Source organism: Nocardia sp. NBC_01009 (genome assembly GCF_045208035.1).
GTDB lineage: Bacteria > Actinomycetota > Actinomycetes > Mycobacteriales > Mycobacteriaceae > Nocardia.
The window spans coordinates 718,075-736,789 of the sequence record NZ_CP108695.1 but is presented as its reverse complement, the minus strand read 5'-3'; the positions used below and the strand labels follow the sequence as shown (position 1 = coordinate 736,789).

The 18,715-nt window shown below is 68.0% G+C and carries 13 protein-coding genes; 6 read left to right on the top strand and 7 right to left on the bottom strand.

The window, feature by feature from the left end; all coding sequences use genetic code 11:
* Positions 1 to 207: 207 nt before the first annotated feature.
* A complete protein-coding gene (locus OHA42_RS03335; protein WP_406234459.1) occupies positions 208 to 2,400 on the bottom strand; it encodes a hypothetical protein in 2,193 nt (730 codons plus the stop codon).
* A gap of 350 nt (positions 2,401 to 2,750) precedes the next feature.
* Here OHA42_RS03335 and OHA42_RS03330 point away from each other — a divergent pair, with 350 nt between their 5' ends.
* On the top strand, positions 2,751 to 3,998 hold the full coding sequence (locus tag OHA42_RS03330; RefSeq protein ID WP_406234457.1) for a polysaccharide biosynthesis protein: 1,248 nt from the start codon (positions 2,751 to 2,753) through the stop codon (positions 3,996 to 3,998).
* Between the two features lie 38 nt (positions 3,999 to 4,036).
* A complete protein-coding gene (locus OHA42_RS03325) occupies positions 4,037 to 4,402 on the top strand; it encodes a VOC family protein (protein WP_406234455.1) in 366 nt (121 codons plus the stop codon).
* Between the two features lie 74 nt (positions 4,403 to 4,476).
* On the opposite strand, the gene OHA42_RS03320 is transcribed toward OHA42_RS03325, so the two are convergent.
* Positions 4,477 to 5,652, bottom strand: a complete 1,176-nt coding sequence (locus OHA42_RS03320; RefSeq protein WP_406234454.1) for a DUF3068 domain-containing protein — start codon at positions 5,650 to 5,652, stop codon at positions 4,477 to 4,479.
* Between the two features lie 205 nt (positions 5,653 to 5,857).
* On the opposite strand from OHA42_RS03320, the gene OHA42_RS03315 reads away from it, so the two are divergent.
* Positions 5,858 to 7,048, top strand: coding sequence for an acyltransferase family protein (locus OHA42_RS03315; protein WP_406234452.1), 1,191 nt, complete (start codon positions 5,858 to 5,860; stop codon positions 7,046 to 7,048).
* Here OHA42_RS03315 and OHA42_RS03310 read toward each other — a convergent pair.
* The 5 genes from OHA42_RS03310 to OHA42_RS03290 form a co-directional block, all read right to left on the bottom strand.
* Positions 7,033 to 7,491, bottom strand: coding sequence for a DinB family protein (locus OHA42_RS03310; protein WP_406239046.1), 459 nt, complete (start codon positions 7,489 to 7,491; stop codon positions 7,033 to 7,035). The two genes, OHA42_RS03315 and OHA42_RS03310, sit on opposite strands and share 16 nt — an antisense overlap.
* Before the next feature lie 297 nt (positions 7,492 to 7,788).
* Positions 7,789 to 12,537: an alpha-(1->3)-arabinofuranosyltransferase gene (locus tag OHA42_RS03305; protein WP_406239044.1), complete on the bottom strand. Its 4,749-nt coding sequence runs from the start codon at positions 12,535 to 12,537 to the stop codon at positions 7,789 to 7,791.
* An 83-nt stretch (positions 12,538 to 12,620) separates the two neighbouring features.
* Positions 12,621 to 12,791, bottom strand: a complete 171-nt coding sequence (locus OHA42_RS03300) for a DUF2613 domain-containing protein (RefSeq protein WP_328407234.1) — start codon at positions 12,789 to 12,791, stop codon at positions 12,621 to 12,623.
* 299 nt (positions 12,792 to 13,090) lie between these two features.
* Positions 13,091 to 14,185, bottom strand: coding sequence for an isochorismate synthase MenF (locus tag OHA42_RS03295; RefSeq protein WP_406234450.1), 1,095 nt, complete (start codon positions 14,183 to 14,185; stop codon positions 13,091 to 13,093).
* Between the two features lie 314 nt (positions 14,186 to 14,499).
* Positions 14,500 to 14,979: a universal stress protein gene (locus OHA42_RS03290; protein ID WP_379059578.1), complete on the bottom strand. Its 480-nt coding sequence runs from the start codon at positions 14,977 to 14,979 to the stop codon at positions 14,500 to 14,502.
* Between the two features lie 307 nt (positions 14,980 to 15,286).
* Between OHA42_RS03290 and OHA42_RS03285 the strand changes: the two genes are divergently transcribed.
* The 3 genes from OHA42_RS03285 to OHA42_RS03275 all read left to right on the top strand — a co-directional run bounded on the left by OHA42_RS03285 (position 15,287) and on the right by OHA42_RS03275 (position 18,654).
* On the top strand, positions 15,287 to 16,456 hold the full coding sequence (locus tag OHA42_RS03285) for a glycoside hydrolase family 3 N-terminal domain-containing protein (RefSeq protein WP_406234448.1): 1,170 nt from the start codon (positions 15,287 to 15,289) through the stop codon (positions 16,454 to 16,456).
* A gap of 300 nt (positions 16,457 to 16,756) precedes the next feature.
* Entirely contained in the window at positions 16,757 to 17,356 is a 600-nt protein-coding gene (locus OHA42_RS03280; protein WP_328407226.1) for a TetR/AcrR family transcriptional regulator, read from the top strand.
* A 131-nt stretch (positions 17,357 to 17,487) separates the two neighbouring features.
* Positions 17,488 to 18,654 (top strand): DUF5685 family protein, encoded by a 1,167-nt coding sequence (locus OHA42_RS03275; protein ID WP_406234446.1) that lies wholly within the window; start codon positions 17,488 to 17,490, stop codon positions 18,652 to 18,654.
* Positions 18,655 to 18,715: the final 61 nt, after the last annotated feature.

The following is an 18,715-nucleotide window of genomic DNA, read 5'->3' as shown; positions in this document are numbered from 1 at the left end:
CCCTGATTTCCCCAGGCGGCCGGTGTTCTGGCTCATCCCATTCTCGGGCGACGCCCATCGGTGAGCGGCACAAGGGCGGTGGCGATGCGCTGAGAAGCGCCTCCAAGGTGTGCCACTCATCGAGTCTCGCCGGGTAGTTCGATGTGACTCGAAGGTATGGCCTGTCGAGGTGCATCTCGTCGGATGACGCGGGTGATGCCGGGTCGGCTACTGGTGCTGTGGTGTTCGAGGTGACCGGGATGCGAGGAGCAGGCCGCCGATGAGTAAGGCGGCCCACAAGAGGTGAGCGGCCGCAGAGATGGTGCGGCGTGTGGAGTGGGATTCGGTGTCCCGGTCGGCGGCTTCGGGCACTCGGTACAGCGCGAGATGGGTGTCGCTGTAGACCGGATCGAGCTGGGCAAGAGCGTTTTTCGACTCGCCGAGCGGGCCGGGGGTGGTGCGCTCCAGCAAGACCCAGCCGACGCCCAGTTTTGCCAGTTCTGTTGCTGTCCCGCCGTGCAGCAGCACACTTTCCACCTCCCGCGCGCGTGCACCTTCGCCCGCGACGGTGCGGCCGTGCACCGGAAGCTCGCCGGTTTGCAGGACATCGTGGGGCAGCATCCGTGGCGCCGGATCCAAAACCGGTGCGCGACCGCTATACGGAAACCGGCGGAACATGCCGCCGGGCAGCACCGCGACATCGCCGGACCCAACGATCCGCTCCGCGACCCGCTGCCACCCGATCGGATAGTGCACGGGCCGGATCGCGCCACTCACGCCCCATCCGAGGTCGAACATCGGCAGGGTCAGCAGCGCGATGAATATCATTGCGGTCAGCGATATTACGGCCGCAGTCTTGCGCCCTTCCGGCGACCTCGTCACCGTGCTCGTCGATGCTGGTTCCGATGCTGGTTCCGATGCTGGTTCCGATGCTGGTTCCGATGCTGGTTCCGATGCTGGTTCCGATGCTGGTTCCGATGCTGGTTCCGATGCTGGTTCCGATGCTGGTTCCGATGCTGGTTCCGTCCGAGATACCGCTACGGCTGTAGTTGAGGAGCGCAGCAGGGATGCGGCCCTTGGCATCTCATCCGTTGACTGGCAATACGGCTGTGCCAGTGTGGTATTCGTCGATGCGCGGTCTTTCGATGCGAACAACTGGGTGACGGCATTGCATCCGGCCGCCGCGCACAGCGCGTATGCGGGCATCGCGAGCGCTACGTATTTCTGGGTGTCGCGAAGCAGACCCGCGCCGGGGACCGAGGTGACGAGCCACTCCAGCACATCCCTGCCCCACGCTGTCGCGCCCAACGCGGGCAGCGCGATGGCGACGGCGGCCAGGACCAGCAGTCGCCGCCGCGTTTGTAAGCTTGCGCGTTGGCTGTCGGCGATGAAATAGATTCCCGCAGAGGTATTTCCGGCAACAACGGCGCGGATGCCCGTCGCGACAACTGCGAGCAGGAAAAAGGTGCCGACGAGGGCGAGCAGTGTGGTGCGGGAGTTCGGAACGGCATCCGAGTTCCAGATGCCGCCGAGCCCGGCCAAGCTGCCGAGTGTGCCGAGGCCTGGTTCGGCGCGGGCGGCGAAGGCGGCAATGCCTGCCGGGTCGGAGGGTTCGGAACCGGCCGCGGACAGCGCTGTCGCCGTCAACCATGGCGCGGACGCGGCCAGCAGCAGCACCACCGTTCCCACTATGTTTCGGCGCCCAACCAGCACAAGTGCCACGAACCCGGCCAGCAACGCGCCCGTCGGTGTGAGTCCAGCAGCGGCGAGGCACGCGGCCAACGCCCCCCAGTGCCCGAACGCCGTTCGCCCTCCGCCCTCTGCCAGGCGAACCCCCGCAGCATCGCCGTGGCCATTGGAATCGTGTGGGAGATCGCCTTCAGGATGATGGGTCGGGAGTTCGAGGCCGTCGGGTCGGCGGGTGCCGCGCGCTCGGCGGAGATGCGTGGATGACCGAATCCGGTAGGCGGCCAACGCTGTCCAAGGGAGTGCCGCGTATCCGGCCAGCAGACTCCAGTGACCCTGCAGCAGGCGTTCGGCTACGAAGGGGTTCCACAGCGCGACGGTGGTCGCCACCAGTTGCGGGCCCGTGGTCACCTGCAGCAGCTCGCGGGCCAGGATCGCAGCGCCGTATCCGGCGGCCCACAGCGCGACGAGCAGTATTGCCTTGACGATCAGGCCGCCGTCGACGATCGGTGACAGCACCGCGATCAGCGCGTCCTGCGGAACGGCCCGCGGAGCGGCGTCGCCGAGACCGAGAGCGGAGTCCGTCGGATAGGAGCGCGGCGTGCTCACCGCATCGCGCAGCAGCAGATAGCCGGAGCCGAGCAGCGGACCGGTGATGAGCAGCGCCAATATCGCGCTGTAGCCGGCGGGGACCAACCATGCCCACCGGTCGTGCCGAGCCTGCCCGTCACTCACGGTTGTCGACCCTACGTCCCGGTCGCGAACTCCGGCGTTGCCGGGGCAAGTCCATGTACGGGCAGCGTTGTGGACGGACTGTGGTGAACTGCCCACGACTGGCTGACGCTGACGGTGTGTGTCGTTGTGGCTGAGGGTGTGGGCGTGTGGCTGAGGGTGTGGGCGTGTGGCTGAGGGCGTGTGTCGTTGTGGCTGAGGGTGGCTGTGGCTGTGGCTGCGAGTGCCGAGTGCGAGGGCTCGGGCAGGTGTGGGCTGGGGGCCGATGCTTCGCCACCGCCGAGTTGGGTGTGTGGGTGGCGACGACCGGGGCGGGGCGGACGTGATGGCCGGTGAAATGGGACGATGGCTGCGTGCCTGATGTCCGTCGCCTACCCGTTGTGGCGGATCTGACGTTGGTGACAGCGGGAGCGATGACCGCCAATGTGGCGGGGTATCTGCTGCAGCTGCTGGCCGGGCGGTGGCTGGGGGTTACCGGCTACAGCGAGTTCGCGAGTCTGCTCGCGGTGCAGTTGTTGTGTGCGGTGCCTGCGCTGGCTTTGCAGAATGTGGTGGCACGAGAGTTGGTGCGGGGCGCGAGTGTCGCGGCGCTGCGCGGATTGCAGTGGCGCTGCGCGGTGATCGTTGCGGTCGTCGCTGCGGTGCTGGTGCCGTTGGTGACGGTGGCACTGAGTGTCGGAGTCGCGGCGTCGGCCGCCGCGCTCGGTGCGGCGCCCGCGTTGGTGGTGCTGTCCGGTGAGCAAGGCATGCTGCAGGGCGGCAGGCGGTTTCGGGCGTTGGCTGTCGTCCTCGGCACGGCAGGCGTGGCACGGGTCGCACCCGCGCTCGCGGTGCTCGGGTTGGGTGGCGGTGCGGCTGCTGCCTTGTGCGCGGCGGCGCTCGGGATCGCCACGGCGGCGGTTTTCGCGCGGTGTGTAGTCGGATCACCGCCCGCGCCGTCGGGTACCGACCGCGAGGCACTCGACGCTGTCGACCGCGGTCCGAGCTTCGTCGGCGTACTCCCGGTGCTGCGGGCCGCGCAGGCGCAGGCGGCATTGATGGCGCTGTCGTCGGCCGATCTGATCGTTGCGCGGATCGTCCTGGGCGAGGAGGACGCCAGCCGATACGCCCTGGGCGCCATCGCAGCGAAGATCGCCTTCTGGTTGCCGCAGGCGGTCGGTGTGGTGCTGTACCCGCGGATGGCGCAGCCGACGCATTCGGCGCGTGCGATCCGGGATGCGCTCGCGGTGCTGTCCGGCATCGGGGTGGTCGCGGTGCTCGGCGCGGCCGTCGCGGCACCGCTGGCACCGTTGTTCGCGGGGCAGGACTATGCGCCGATCGAGGGCCTGCTGTGGGTTTTCGCACTGCAAGGCGCCATCCTCGCGGTGCTGCAAGGAGCGCTGTTGTCGGCGATCGCGGTGGACCGCACCTCGCTTGCCGCGGCGACCTGGGTCGGTCTCGCGGTCGAGGTGACGCTCATGCTGTCGCTGGCGCGCTCGGTGCCGTCGCTGATCACCATCGCCGTGTGCATCGCGGTCGCAACGACACTCGTTGTCGCTCTGGTCGTCTTGCGCACCGCCGATCATCCGGGGCCGGCCGAGCCGCAGCACCTCGCTGGTTGAGCCACGGACACCGGCCGCGCTCACCTACGATCAGCCCCATGATCACCGCTGTGCACACCCTGGTCTACGCGGAAGATCCCGACGCGGCACGCGCGTTCTTCCGCGATGTGCTGCGCTGGCCGAATGTCGATGCCAACGCTGGCTGGCTCATCTTCGGAACCGGGCCGAGTGAGCTGGGGGTGCATCCGGCCGATGGCCCACCCACGCACGAGATTTCGCTCATGTGCGACGACCTGGACCGCACCATTGCCGAATTGGCGGAGCGCGGAGCGCAATTCGAGGGCGATATCGCGGAGCGGGCCTTCGGCCGCTGCATCGACATGCGCATTCCAGGCGCCGGGACGATGCTGCTCTATCAACCCCGGCACCCGGTCGCCTATCCCTTGGGTGCGCCGCTGCCCTGAACGGAAACGAACTCGGCCCCCGGCGGGAAGCCGGGGGCCGAGTTCGACAATGCTTGCTGTCAGCGCTTTCGCTGTCAGGGGCGCTTGTTGATATTGATCTGCTCGGTGGGTGCGTCGTCCGCGCCGCGATGCGGGTGCACAGCGGTCGCCGCGGCATCGTCGCCACGCTGGGCCGGAGTGCCACCGCGCGGAGCCTGGGTGCCGCCGCGCGGAGCGGTGGCGGGGCTCGCGCCGCCGCGGATGCCGAGGACGATACCGGCGATCAGGGCGATCGCACCGAGAACACCGAAGATGATCGGCAAAATGCGGCCGAACAGCGACAGCTTGTCGATGTTCTCCTTGGCCACCGAGATCTGCGACTCGACGGTGTTCTCATCGAAGATCAGGTTCGACTTCAGCGCGGTGACCTCGGGCTTGTCGCCGCTGCGCGCGTAGAACAGGTGCGGCTGCTCGCCACCCTTGATCACGGTGCCGGTGTCGGGCTCGATCCACAGGTCGCGGATGTTGGTGTACCACCGGGTCATGGTGACCGGGGTTTCGCCACCTTCGACGCCCCACTTGGCGGCGGGCAGGCTCAGCCTGTTGGTCGGCGCCTGCACCACGTCCCACATGCTCGTCACCGGGACGTGCTGCTGGAAGTGGTAGACCTTCATGCTGTTGATCTCGGTCTCTTCGACGAAGTTGGCGTCGTAGGACTTGCGCGCGTTGATGTCGAAGTACGGGTAGGTCTTCTTCTCGGTGCCGATGGGGAATCGGTACTGCAGACCGGTGTGCTGAACCGGGTCCGCGATGCTCTGGCCCTCCTTGTTCACCGAGACCGCGATGGAGCCATTGGGATCCTTGTCGACCGGCATGCCGTTCTTGCGGTCGATGGTGACCCGGTCGACGGTCGCGGTGAGCAGCCCGGTGTCGGCCTGCTTATCGATGCGGCGCAGCGTCTGACCAGCCTGGATGGTCATCTCGCTGGCATCGGAGGGATCTTCGACCGTGAGGAACCGCTGCGAAACCAGCGGCACATTGGTGTCGACCTTGGCCGAGCCTTCGGGTGCCGTGAGCGACTTGGAGTCGAGCACAAGGCTTTCCGAGCCGGGCTGGCTGGTGGCGATGGTCGTGATCTCGAGGTCGAGCGGAGTCTTTGCCAGTTTGCTGACGGTGTACGTCGGGATCATCACCGCTGCGACAATCAGCAACGCGCCGAGACCCACGAGCAGGCAGGCCACCGTCCTTCTGGTTCCGGCACTCAGTGCCATGCAAACTCTCCTCGTCGTAGAACACCGGTCATTCCGGCGAGTACTGCGGGCACGCCACGGCACTCGTGAGCCCCGACACTAACAGTCCGGTGTCGTACCATGCGGTGTCGAGGCCGGAATCGACCCTGAAATCGCCCGAGTTTAGCGTGAAGTGTGAAACGGGGGGTTCTCACCTGGGCGAGTGCACAAGGCAGACTGGAGCTCGATGACCGCAACCAAGCCCGCGCCGACCGCCGCAGCCACTGCGACGGCCGCACCCGCCCGACCCCGCGGCTTCCTGCCCGCGCTGGAAGGCATGCGCGGCATGGCGGCGCTCGGCGTCGTCGTCACCCACGTCGCCTTCCAGACCGGTGCCGCGGGAACGCCGGTGCTCGGCCGGATCTGGGAACGCTTCGATATGGCAGTCGCGATTTTCTTCGCGCTCTCCGGTTTTCTGCTCTGGCGTCCGCATGCCGCGGCGGCGCGCGGCCACGGCGACGCGTCCACCGTCGGCTACTACCTGCGGCATCGCGCGGCGCGCATTCTGCCCGCGTACTGGGTGGTGGTGTGCGTGGCATTGCTGCTGCTGCCCAGTGCGGCAAGCACTGCAGGCCTGCGGGTGTGGGTGGCGAACCTCGGTTTGTTGCAGGTCTTCGTGCCATTGACGCTCACCGACGGGCTCACGCAGATGTGGAGCCTGTCGGTCGAGGTGGCCTTCTATCTTGTGTTGCCGCTGCTGGCGTTCGCGTTGGTCCGGTTGCGCGGCGCCGCCGCCCGCTGGCGCATCCCCGCGATCCTCACCTTGGCGGTGGTGACGCTCAGCTGGAACTTCATTCCGGTGCCGACTCCCGACGCGATTCACTCCGACAACTGGCTGCCCGGTTATCTGCCGTGGTTCGCGGCAGGCATGCTGCTCGCCGAGCTCGTCGATAATGCAGATTCGCTATCGCGCTGGCGTCGGATCGCGGGCAACAAACCGATGATGTGGACCGTCGCGCTCGCCGCTTTCCTGTTCTCCGCCACCGATCTCGGCGGCCCCGCCGGCCTGACCCGCGCCGAACCCTGGCAGTACGCGGCGAAAATGGGCCTCGGCACCATCATCGGCTTCGCCCTGCTCGCGCCCTTGGTGCTGCGACCGCCGACCGCACGACCACACCGGTGGCTGGAATCTTCCGTCGCCGCGACTATCGGCCGCTGGTCCTACGGCATTTTCCTCTGGCATCTCGTCGTGCTGTCGGTCGTCTTCCCGGTCTTCGGAATCCTCCCGTTCCACGGCAATTTCGCCTACGTCCTTGCACTCACCGTCGCCCTCACGCTGCCTGTCGCCGCGGCCGGCTACGCCCTCGTCGAGGAACCGGCACGCCGTTTCGCTCGCCGCCGCGATCGCGCTCGATCGGCCGGTCAGTTCTCGAGTTGACGGCGCATGTCGAGCAGGTGGTGGCGTAGTTCGTGCAGTGTGTGCACGGCGACCCAGCGCACCGAACGTTCCTGCGGTTCGGGGAAAAGGTAGATGATCGTGCGATCCCAGTCCACAGGCGCCAACCGGTCGAGCACGTTGGCGAACAGCAGGGCCGCGTCGCCGAGTTGACGGGCCACGTCCGCCGGTTGCTGTTCGGCGTACCCCTCGTGCTCGACGCGCGCGTCCCGGCCCATGTTCTGTGCCGTCGGCGTGTCCTCTCGGCGGGTGAGCAGCACCCGCTCACGTTGTGCGAGCAGAACATCCCGCATGTGGCAGGCGTATTCCAGCGGTGACCACACCTCCGGCCGCGATCGTCGTCGCAGTTCCTCGTGGTCGCCGCGCAGCAGGGTCGCGTACTCCGCGGCATGGCCGCGAGCCAATTCCGGTACCGCGCGGGCCATGGCGAGGTCGTACACGAAGCCGCATTCCGCACAGTCGGTCACGCCCTCGAACCTAGCAACTGCGTCGCCCGGCCACTCGAAACGCACAACGACGCCGGAATAGTCGGCAGGCTACCGGAACGTCGATGGTGCCGGGGTGGCCAGTGGTGGTCCCTCGATTCCGCTCGGCAGCAGCCGGGCGCACCGAACTCATGGCCCTGCCAACGGCGCTCGACAGATCGAGGTAGCGCACGTCGAATCAGTCGCAGCGTCGGATTCGTTCGTTCGTACGCGGCGCGGCAGCGGCCTGTCCGTGTGTCAGTCGTTCTTACGCGGTGTGAGCGCGGCGACTCCCACCGCGATCACGGCGATCAGCGCGGGCACCTGCACCCACAGCGAGCCGCCCATGTATCCGCCGGGGGCACGCCACGGTCCGGTGGACAGCGCCGCTGCGGCGACAGCGGTCCCCAGACCAGCCACGGCGGCAAGGCTTTTCGGCACCACCCGGGGGGCGAATCGGGCCCCTGCGATACCCGCGATCGTCAAAACGGTTCCGACCGGTCCTGCGATCACGGTGATGGCGGCGCTCAGCCCGATCTCCCCGAGCAGGCGATTGCTCCGGTTGACAGCAGTGGACCGATCCTCGGTGCCAGGGGTCTGGCCCGTGGCGAAGCTGGAGTGCGCGGCGTCCGAAGCGGTGGGGTTTTTGCTGGATTCGGCGTTTTCGCCGGTGTGGTTGTCGCGCAAGTCGGTGAGGTTGACGTTCGCTGTGGTGTGGTTGTCGTTCGAGCCGGTGGGATCGACGTCCGAGGCGGCGTGGTCGGCGTGCGAGTCCGTGCGGTCGATATCCGAGCAGTTGCGTGCCACGTCCGAGTCCGTGGGGACGGCCGCATCAGGTGATGTCCCGATGGCGATCGGCTTCCGATGCTTGCGTGGTCGAAGCGGGATCGCGAGTGCGACAAGGGGGATCAGGAGCAGCAGCCCACCGAAGATGCCGAGCCGGTACCAGCGATCTGCGGGGAACTCGATGGTGAACGGGCCCTTGGCAGCTGCGGGAACAAGCCAGGCCTGCTGCCAGCCGTCGACGATGACAGGGTCGAGGATGCGGCCGTCCGCTGTTTGCGCCCGCCAGCCGACGTTGTTGCTGAGCGGCAGCACCAGCAGTCGGGTGCCGGGCGTCGAATCTTCTCGACGCTGCGTGTCGGCCTCGGACTCGGGTAACTGCTGGGCGGCCGGCTCGAGCGGGGCATTCGAGCCGGTCTGTGCCGGGTTTTCGGCGTCGGTCCTCGCCTCGGTGGTGAGGTCGGTTCGGTCCAGGCGTAGTCGGTCGACGAAGAAGAGATCGGTGGGTGCGACGGTGACGTCCGCTCGGCCGGGTGCGACGGCGATGTCGGAACTCTCGGAATCAGGCTGGGGTAGTTCGGAATTCGGGCAGACCCGGGCGGCGATCGGTGCGCCGGAGCGTAGCTCGTCGACGGTCGCGGTGAGAGTGGTGTGGACGAAGCGTCCGCGGAGGGCGATCGTGGGTCCATCCGTGCACGCAATCGTGATCTGCTGATCGAGCGCGGCCGGTGCGGGGTAGTCCGGCCCCAGCACCGTGACCTCTGCGAGCCCGGGCGGCTGGGTGACGACGAAGCCGAGCGCGGTGCGGTCGAGCACGTCTTGCCACGTCTGCACACTGAGTTCGATGCGGTCGGTGACGCTGGGGTGTAGCGAGATTCGGACGGGTGCGCCCGGCTCTCGCCGCTCGATTTCACGCACCTGCGGCCCGTCACCCAGATTGACCACCACCGCGGTGGGTGCGGCGGGCAGTCCGCCCGCGGAGGAGGTCAGTTCCAGCCCGGTCACGAGGGCAGGCTCCGGCAGCTCGATCGTCAGTGTCGGCTTGCCGCCGGTGAGGTTGCGGACCGAACCCTCCGGTGCGGTCCAGCTGGTGCGCGGATCGCCGTCGGTGGCCGCGAACGCGGAGCCGCGCAGATCACCGACATCGGCTCGGCCGCGGGCCACCGGTCGGGTGTGGTCGGTGAGCAGTGCCGCCAAAGCGGGACCTTGCCTGGTGCGGACGGTCAGCTGCGGGGTGACCGTCACAGGTGCGGGAACCGAGATCGTGCGTTCGAAAGTGCCGGGTTCCTCCGGGGCGAGGGCGAGCCCCTTGCTGCACCGCACTCGATCCGGCGCGTCGAAACAGGCACTGCGGCCGGGGAATTCCTGCCCGAGATCCCATGCCTGCACCTGGGCGCCGGACGGCGGCGGCGGCAGCACGGTCTGATGCCGGATGTCGACGCGCACCGGTTTGTCACGGACGGTGTAGTCGTCCAGTGTGAGTTCACTGATGCCGAACTGTCCACCCCGCGTGCCGGTTTCGGTTCGGATGGCGGTGATGGACAGCCAGTTCGTCCGTCCGGCGGGCAGCGAGATGGACACCGGCGCACCGGGTTCGGATATCCGGGCCGAGACGCTGCCGTTCGCGGTGCGCACCTCCACCCATTTCACCGGGTCCCCGATCGCGGCGGCACTGGTGGACAGGTGCAGCAGTCCGGAGCTGATCGGCTGGTCGAGGTCGAGTCGAAGCCATTGTCCGAGTGCGCGTTCGATGCCGTTGCTGATCCACGCGGTCGACGGGTCGTCGTCGACCACCGCCGCGGTGGAGCTGCCCGGTGCCGCGCCGCCGAGCTGGGTGGCATCGCCCGCCGAGCTGGACGCGGTGATCGTCGCTCCCGACCATTCCCCGCGCACCAACTCAGCACCGGGCACCGGGTAGTCCGGCACCAGATTGTGGGTGCGGCGGGCGTCGTCGGCGGCGCGCAGCGCGGAATTATGGTTGTCGACCCTGCCGAAATCGGCCTCTCGGTCCATCGGGGTATCAGTCACGGTCAACGGACCGATCGGCAGCCCGGCTTTGCTCGCGTCGGACGCGAGAAGTACCGGTGTATCGGCCTTTCCACGGTCGCGCCGCAGCCGTTCCAGCACTTCGGGCCCGCCTTGGACCACCGGCACCGTCGCCAGCGGCACGGTGTAGGCGCCGGGAAAAGATTTCGGGGCACCCGGCCCGCTGCGGACGTCGGCGGGAGTTCCCGGCGGCGGCACGTCGACCCGGTAGATCTCGATGGCCGGGTACGCGGGTCGCAGGTCGCCATCCGCGACCAGGTCCTCGGCGATGACGGCCGTCTCGATGGGAGCGCCGAATTCGGTCACCTTCGTCAGCCCCGGCGAGCCGTCGAGCGCCTGGTGTGCCAGCATCGGCCGGGTCGAGCGGGAGGTTTCCGGGTCGAGATCGTTGCGCAGCACCAGGATTCCGATGCCCTGATCGGCGAGTGTCGCGGCGAGTCCGGTCGATGGCCTGCCGTCGGCGATCAGCCGCTGCACCGAATCCATCGCGCGGATGGTGCCGGGCGGGTTCAGCGGCACAGCGTCCCGTACCGCCCACGGCGTGCTCGCGAGCGCCTGCAGCGGTTCGTCGCGGGTCAGACCCCATACCTGACTGCCGAACGGTGCGCCGGGCACGATCAGCGCGCGGGTATCGGAGGCGTTGTGCACCAGCCAGTCCGCGGTGTGCTGCCAATACTCGGGGACGTGCTCGTAGGAACCACGTGGCGCCAACTTCCCTGTCCACGCCAGCGAGGTGGACAGCACCAGCGCAGTGAGAATCAGCGCGGCCACCGCCACCGACCGATCCCGCTCCGGATGCGCGAACGCACTGCGCCATACCGGCATCGGCACCGCAGCGGGCAGCGGCACCCTGGCAAGCAGATGCGCGAGGCCGAGCACAAGCGGAAGCCGGATCAACGGCTCCAGCTTGTGCACATTGCGCAGTGGTGCACCGCCGGAATCCAGGAAGGTCCGCACCGACTCCGCGAACGGTCCGCTCAACTCGCCCGCGTAACCAGCGCAAATCCCGACAAGGCCGACGATCAGAATGAGTGCGAGCCGGCCCCGAAACGGCATCGACCGCATGGCAAGCCCTGCCATCCCCGCCGCCGCGAGCAGCCCGGTCGCGAGTACGGCCGCGGGCTGGGTGACCAGCACCGCGCCCGCGATGCGTTCCGGTGACACGAACGGCGTCCAGCTGTCGGTGCCGCGCAGCACCTCACCGAGCGACGCCCACTGCGTGGTCACCCCCGAGGATTCGATGTAATCCAAAAATGGCGGGCTCACCTTGCCGAGCAGCAGCAGTGGCACCGCCCACCAGAACGTGGCGAGCATGAGCAGTGGAATCCACGCCCGGGTGAACCGCCACCAGTCGCGATTCGCCTGATGGGGCGCCGAACGAGCACGCTCGATGCCAGTTCCGCCCGGGTGTTGCGCTTGCCTGGGTAGCGGTGCGCCGCTCGTCGCTGATGCGCTGCCGGGCCGGGTTCGGTCCGAGCTTTGCGCCGGAGCTGAGGTAGCCGCTGCTGATGCGCTGCCCGGTGTGCTCCGCCGAGACGTGCGTGCCGGGTTGAACAGTGGCGAGGCAGCCGCCCACCACAACAGTGCGGGCAGGAAGGCGGCGACGGTCGCCACCGCGTTGACCGAACCCATCAGCGCGAGCGCGAGCGCGCTGCCTGCGGGGGAGGTCGCGCCGCGGCGGCGGTATGCGGTGCCCAGCGCGGCGGGACCGAGCAGGACCCACGGTGCGAGCATCATCGGCAGCGTCTCCGAGGAGATCGAGCCGAGGGTGGTCAGTACGCGCGGCGACAGCGCGAAGGCGACGGCCGCGATAATGCGTGACCCGCGGCTGCCGATGCCGAGTGTCTCGCAGAGCCGGATGATGCCCCAGAACCCGGCGAGCAGCAGCAATGCCCACCAGATCCGTTGTGTCACCCAGGCGGGCAGACCGAGCACATGCCCTGCGGAGAAGAACGCGCCGTGCGGAAAGAAGTACCCGTACGCCTGGTTCTGCACCTGGCCCATCGGGGCCTGACTGCTCCACAGGTGGGCGGCGCGTTCGAGGAAACCCAGCGGATTCTGCGCCAGGTCGTACTTGGTGTCGGCGACCGTGTGGCCGGGCGCCTGCAGAAACGTCAGCAGGAACGCCGCGACCACGGTCCCGACGAACCACCGTCTACCGAGCGGGGCGGCGCCGATCTCGCGACCCGAGCCGTGCGGCCCGCCGTCTCGGCTGGGCGCCGCTGCGGAGGAGCCGAGCGAGTCGGCGGATGAAGCGGAGGTCAGCGGCTGCCGTACTCGACGCTGTTGAGCAGCGAGGAGTCGGAATCACCGGTGTGGTCGATGTCCGGACGCGTGTTCTGCTGCACAGCCACGGTGATGATCAACACCGCGATCGCGCCCAGCACGGCGCCGGCGACCGCACTCGCAACACCAGGGACAGCAAACTTCATCGCGGCACTCCAATACATCGATGCAGGCACATTCCGGGTCAACCTAGCAGTAACACTGCGCTTCGCGTGCGTTCAGCCCGTCGGTAACCGACATCAACCGGCACAGCCGCTGACATCCACCGATTGCGACCGCTCGACAAACGATCCATCCGGCGCGGTTACGGCCCGGAGCCGATGGGCAAGCTTGTCGATCTGCACGGCGCTGTACTCCGTCATGGATGTCGCCGTGGTAGCTGTGACTCCGGGTCGAACGAGCACGTTCTCGGGCCGCCGTCAGCGGACCGCTTGTTGGAACCGGATCAGCCTTCCGGGATCGCGCAGTGCAGGCTGCCGAGCAGGGTGCGGAGTTTGGCGGTGGTCTCGTCGAGTTCGGCGTGTGGATCGGAGGCGGCGACGATGCCGCCGCCCGCGAAGGCGCGCACCGAGCGGCCGTCGGCCGAGAGTTCCGCACAGCGGATGGCGACAACCCACTCGCCATCGCCGTACTCGTCGCACCAGCCCACCGCGCCGCCGTAGAAGCCGCGGTCCTCTTCCATGTGAGTGATCGTGTCGAGCGCCAAGTCGGTCGGCGTCCCGCAGACCGCCGGTGTGGGATGCAGCAGCAGCGCCAGATCCAGGGCGGTGGTCGCGGGGTCGCGCAGTCGGCCGGTGATGGGCGTCGCGAGGTGCCAGACCTCGTGGGTGTTGATCAGCTCCGGACCGTCGGGGACGCTCAGCTCCGCGCAGACCGGGGTGAGTTTCTCCCGGATCCAGTCGACGACGAAGGCATGCTCGTCACGATTCTTGTTGCTGGCCAACAATTCGCGTGCCTGCGCCGCGTCCGCCTCGGGATCGGCGAGCCGTGGCAGCGTGCCTGCGAGCGGCCGCAGCGTGACGGTGGTGCCATGGCGCGCGACCAGAACTTCCGGCGTAGCGCCGACCAGCGTGACATCTGCTCGTCCCGCGGGTGTCAGGTCGACCGCGAACACATTGGCGTGCGGATGCCTGGTGAGCAGATGTCCGGCCACCAACTCCGGATCGAGTACATCCTGTGCCTGCGCCAGTACCGATCTGGCGGCAACGACCTTGCGCAGCCGCTGCCCCGGATCCTGCAACTGCTCGACCAGCTTCGTCACCCGCGCGACATGCTCTGCCGGACTGGGTATCTCGGTGACCACAGCCACCGCGGGTAGCTCGGGCAGGGCGGCGGGCCGCCATGGTCCCGCAGTGTGCTGTGCCCGTTCCGGGACGCTCAGCGCGGCGGGCCGCCGCGGATCGAACGGCAGCGCGCCGACCACCAGCTTCGCGGTGCCGTCGCGCAGTGCCGCCACCGCTCGCGTGGGTTCGTCGAACGCGATCCGCCTACCGGACGCGCGAACAACACCACCTGGCTGAGCGAGCAGAAAACCGTCCATGATCCCTCGACCCTAATAGCACTGCCGGACGGAGTCCGTCGCCAGTCGCGCCGGTCCGAGCGAGGCGAGGCAGCCGCAGTAGCGCCGGGCCGAGCGAAGGCGACGCAGCCGCAGTAGCGCCGGGCCGAGCGAAGGCGACGCAGCCGCAGTAGCGCCGGGCCGAGCGAAGGCGAGGCAGCCGCCTAACGCCGCCACCCCGCACGCACCGCCCCTCAGCGACCCATATCTCACCGCTGCGGTCGCGCCGCCGAGTCGGTGGCGCATGGCCGCTGCGCCATGCCGCGGAGTCTCTCCACGAGGTGCCACTCGTCGGGCTAGCGGCGGGGCTCCTTGCCCGGCGGCACCATCAGGACGGGCCGGTGGCAGTGCTTGAGGACGGCGTCGGCGACGCTGCTATGCAGCAGGGCGCGGATGCCGGTGGCGCCACGAGTGCCTGCGACGATGATGTCGACGTCGAGGTCGTCGGCGCATTCGACAATGGCGTTCCAGATCGTCGTGGTGCATTCGGCGGTGCGCGCCTCGGCATTCAGGCCGGCGAGCTTGGCCAGCCGGACGCCCTCGGTGTTCACGTTGCGGGCGTCGACGTAGGCGATGTCCTCGACCTCTTCGTCGGGCACCCATTCCGGCTGCATCACTCCGGACAGGCCGGACAGGCGCGCGGCTTGGCGCACCATCGGTTCCCATGCGGTCAGCACCACGGCTCGGTTCGCGGAAAGGAACCGTCCGGCGTATTCGATGGCCCGCTTGGCATTCTCGGAGCCGTCATAAGCAATGAGCATCAGATCGCAGGGCACGATGACCTCCTGGTCGGAGTCACATGGCTACGCAATCAGGCTACTCCGGGAGGTCACTGTGGCGGCCGCGCCGCGCGCGGGCAATCGGCCGCACGAAATGGGTGAATGGACGATGTAGGCCGGCGTCCGGCGCCCCGATTGCTGGAATACTGTTCGGGGCCAAGCGAATCCCTGCACCGGACCGACCAGCTGCGCGATCGGTCGCCCAACACCACAGCTGGTCACCGTAAACGTAGGGCGCTCGTCCGCTGCGGCGGATCGCACCCAGACGCATCAGGGTTCTGCGCTGCGATTACCGTTGGCACTCATGCGGAAGACGCCTCTCGTTCTGCTCGCTATCCTCGCCGCCGTCGCGACCTCGTGCTCGAGCGGTGACACCACTACCGCCACGACAACCTCGCGGGCGCAGCCGACCGACGCGCTGCCGGGATCCGCGTCGGGGGTACCCGGCACTGCATCGGCAAAACCGGATTGCGCGGCCGACTATCTCGCGCGATTCACGCCACGTCAGAAGCTGGCGCAGCTGTTGACCGTCGGGGTCACCGGCGCCGCCGATGCCACGAATGTGGTGCGCACCGAACAGGTGGGCGGCATCTTCGTCGGCGGCTGGACGGAGCAGGCACTGCTGGCCGACGGTCAAATCGGCCAGGTCACGGCCGCGGCCAAGGTCCCGCTGATGGTGACCATCGATGAGGAAGGCGGCCGCGTCTCTCGAGTCAAGGACTTGATCGGCGTTGCGCCCTCGGCACGGGTGACCGCGCAGACCATGACGCCCGAACAGTTCTACGACGCCACGCTGACCAGGGGCAAGGCGTTGAAGGACCTCGGCGTGACGGTGGATTTCGCGCCCGACGTGGACGTGAGCAGCCAGCCCGACGATTCCGTCATCGGTGACCGTTCGTTCTCCGACGATCCGGCCGTGGTGACCCGCTACGCGGACGCCTACATCCGCGCCATGCGCGAGGTCGGTGTCGGCACGGTGATGAAGCACTTCCCGGGCCACGGCTCCGGCTCCGGTGACTCCCACACCGGCGCGGTTCGCACCCCGCCGCTGGACCAACTGCAGACCGTCGACCTCGCTCCGTTCCGCGCCCTGATCAACTCCGGTGCTGCGGTCATGGTCGGTCACCTCGACGTGCCCGGCCTCACCACCCCCGGCATCCCCGCCAGTATCAGTCCCGAGGTCATGTCGCTGCTGCGGGACGGCACCGGATACGGCGCCGCGCCTTTCCCCGGCGTCATCTTCACCGACGATCTCGGCGGCATGGCCGCGATCACCAGCCGGATGAGTATCGAGGAGGCGGTCGAGGCGGCGTTGGTCGCGGGCGCCGACAACGCCCTGTGGATAACCACCGACGCGGTACCGCAGGTGCTTGATCGTCTCGAGGAGGCGGTGTCGAGCGGTCGCCTGCCTGCCGCCCGCGTCGATGCCTCTGTGCTGCGTATTGCGCGCTACAAGGGCGCGCTGACCTGCTGAGCTGACGCTCGAGCCTTTTTTGTCGGAGGCCGCCGCTCACAGTGATCGGCGACGGCGGTTGTCGTGTGTGCGGAGCTGGCTCGATCCGTGATCGCCCGGCGTTCCCAGCGATGTACAGAGTCAGGTGACGGGACGCGTCGAGTCCGGCATGATCACCGGGCCGATCAACTCCGGGTCGGCGGATCGTCCCTGGCGTTGTGACATCTCATCACCGCGATATCGGGCGACTGGTGAGCAAATCCAACCCACGGAACTTACCTAGGAGTAATATAGGAACTTCACCATGCGGTAGGAGAGTGGATGGCTGGCGGGACGAAGCGACTTCCTCGGGCGGTTCGTGAGCAGCAGATGCTCGACGCCGCGGTCGAGGTTTTCTCGCGCAAAGGCTTCCACGACACCTCGATGGATGCGATCGCCGCCGAGGCCAAGATCTCCAAGCCGATGCTGTATCTGTACTACGGCTCCAAGGACGAGTTGTTCCGCGCCTGTATCCAGCGCGAGGGGCTGCGATTCATCGAGTCGGTGGCACCGGCAGGCAACCCGCAGTTGTCCCCGCACGAGCAGGTCCGTACGGCGCTGGAGGGTTTCCTCGGTTTCGTCGACAGCAACCGTCGCTCCTGGCAGGTCCTCTACCGCCAGGCGATCGGGCAGCAAGCCTTCGCCTCGGAGATCGAGAACGCCCGCGAGCGTGTCATCGAGCTCACCGCCAAACTGCTCGAGTCCAGCGCCAAGCACGCCGAGCCGGGCACCAACTTCGACGTGGTGGCCGTAGCGGTCATCGGCGCGGGCGAAGCGATCGCCGACCGCGTGGCCGCCGGAGGGATCGAAGTCGGCGAAGCCGTAGACCTCCTCGACGACCTCGCCTGGCGCGGCCTCGCAGGTCGCAAGAAAGCCGAGTAGCTCGGCCCTAGCGAGATGATTGCCGCTCGGCTTGCCACGTCGTCGACGGGCTGACAGAGTGCGGGAGTTCATCGAGTAAGGACCGGCTGATTCGGTGGCAGCCGGGGAGGGACGGGGCGGAATTGTTCGGGATGTTGCGGCCGTGTTCGCATGGCGCAGAGAAGTACGGCATCGACACGACGGAGTGGCGCACCCATATGTGTGGGCTGTGTCTGGGATTGCGCGACGGGCACGGGCAGTTGGCGCGGACGGCGACCAATACCGATGCGATCGTGCTGAGCGTGCTGACCGAGGCTCAGCTCTCCGGGCCGATGGCGCGGACCGCCGCGGGGCCGTGCGCGTTGCGCGGCATGCAGCGGGCCACGGTTGCCGCTGCCGACTCGCCGGGGGTGCTGCTGGCATCGACGGCATCACTGTTGTTGGGCGCGGCCAAGATTCGCGATCATGTCCAGGACGGTGACAGTTCGGCGCTGACCAGACGGCCGATGGCCAAGGTTTCCGGCCGGTGGGCCGAGCGGGCACGTTCGCAGGCGAGCCTGATCGGTCTGAACGTGGAACCTCTTGTCGCTGCGATAGATTCGCAGGTCGAACTCGAACGGCGGGCGGGCGGTGCGCAGTCGATGCGCGCACGGCCGACCCTGGATCAGCTGACCGCGCCGACCCAGATCTGTGCCTCGGAATTGTTCGGGCACACCGCGGTGCTGGCCGACCGTCCGGAGAACATCGCCGCATTGCGTGAGGCGGGTAGACATTTCGGCCGTATCGCGCATCTCGCCGACGCTGTCGAGGATTTCGATGCGGACAGCACGCGCGGTCGCTTCAACCCGCTCGCGGCCACCGGAACGACCATGCCGGAGGCCTATGACCTACTGCGGCAATCGGATTCGCAGGTCCGCTCGGCCGTCTCCGCGGCCGGGCTGGATCAGGTGCCAACCGTCCGCTGGATGCTGCTGGACCCGCTGCACGCCCTGGTGCGCAAGGTGGGCCGCGGCGTCGGCGCAACTGCTAACGCCTGCAACGCATCCCGCGACAAGGTGACCTTGCAGTACCCCGGTCCGCCCAACACCGGGCACCGCCCGCCGACGCGCCGCCCCGGCCTAGGCGAAGCTCTCGCCTTGGTTCTCGGTGTCTACTGCACCGGCTACGCCTGCTGCGCCGACCACACCAGCCCGTGCTCCGGCCAGCGCAAAGATGCCTGGATCAAGAATTGCGACTGCGGTAGCTGCTGCGATTGTGGTGACTGCTGTGGCAATTGCTGTGACTGCGGCAATTGCTGTGACTGCGGCTGCGACTGCTGAGACACTTCGTCGACAGCGTGCCGGAAAAGCCGGAGCCGCACCTGCATTCGAGGTGCGGCTC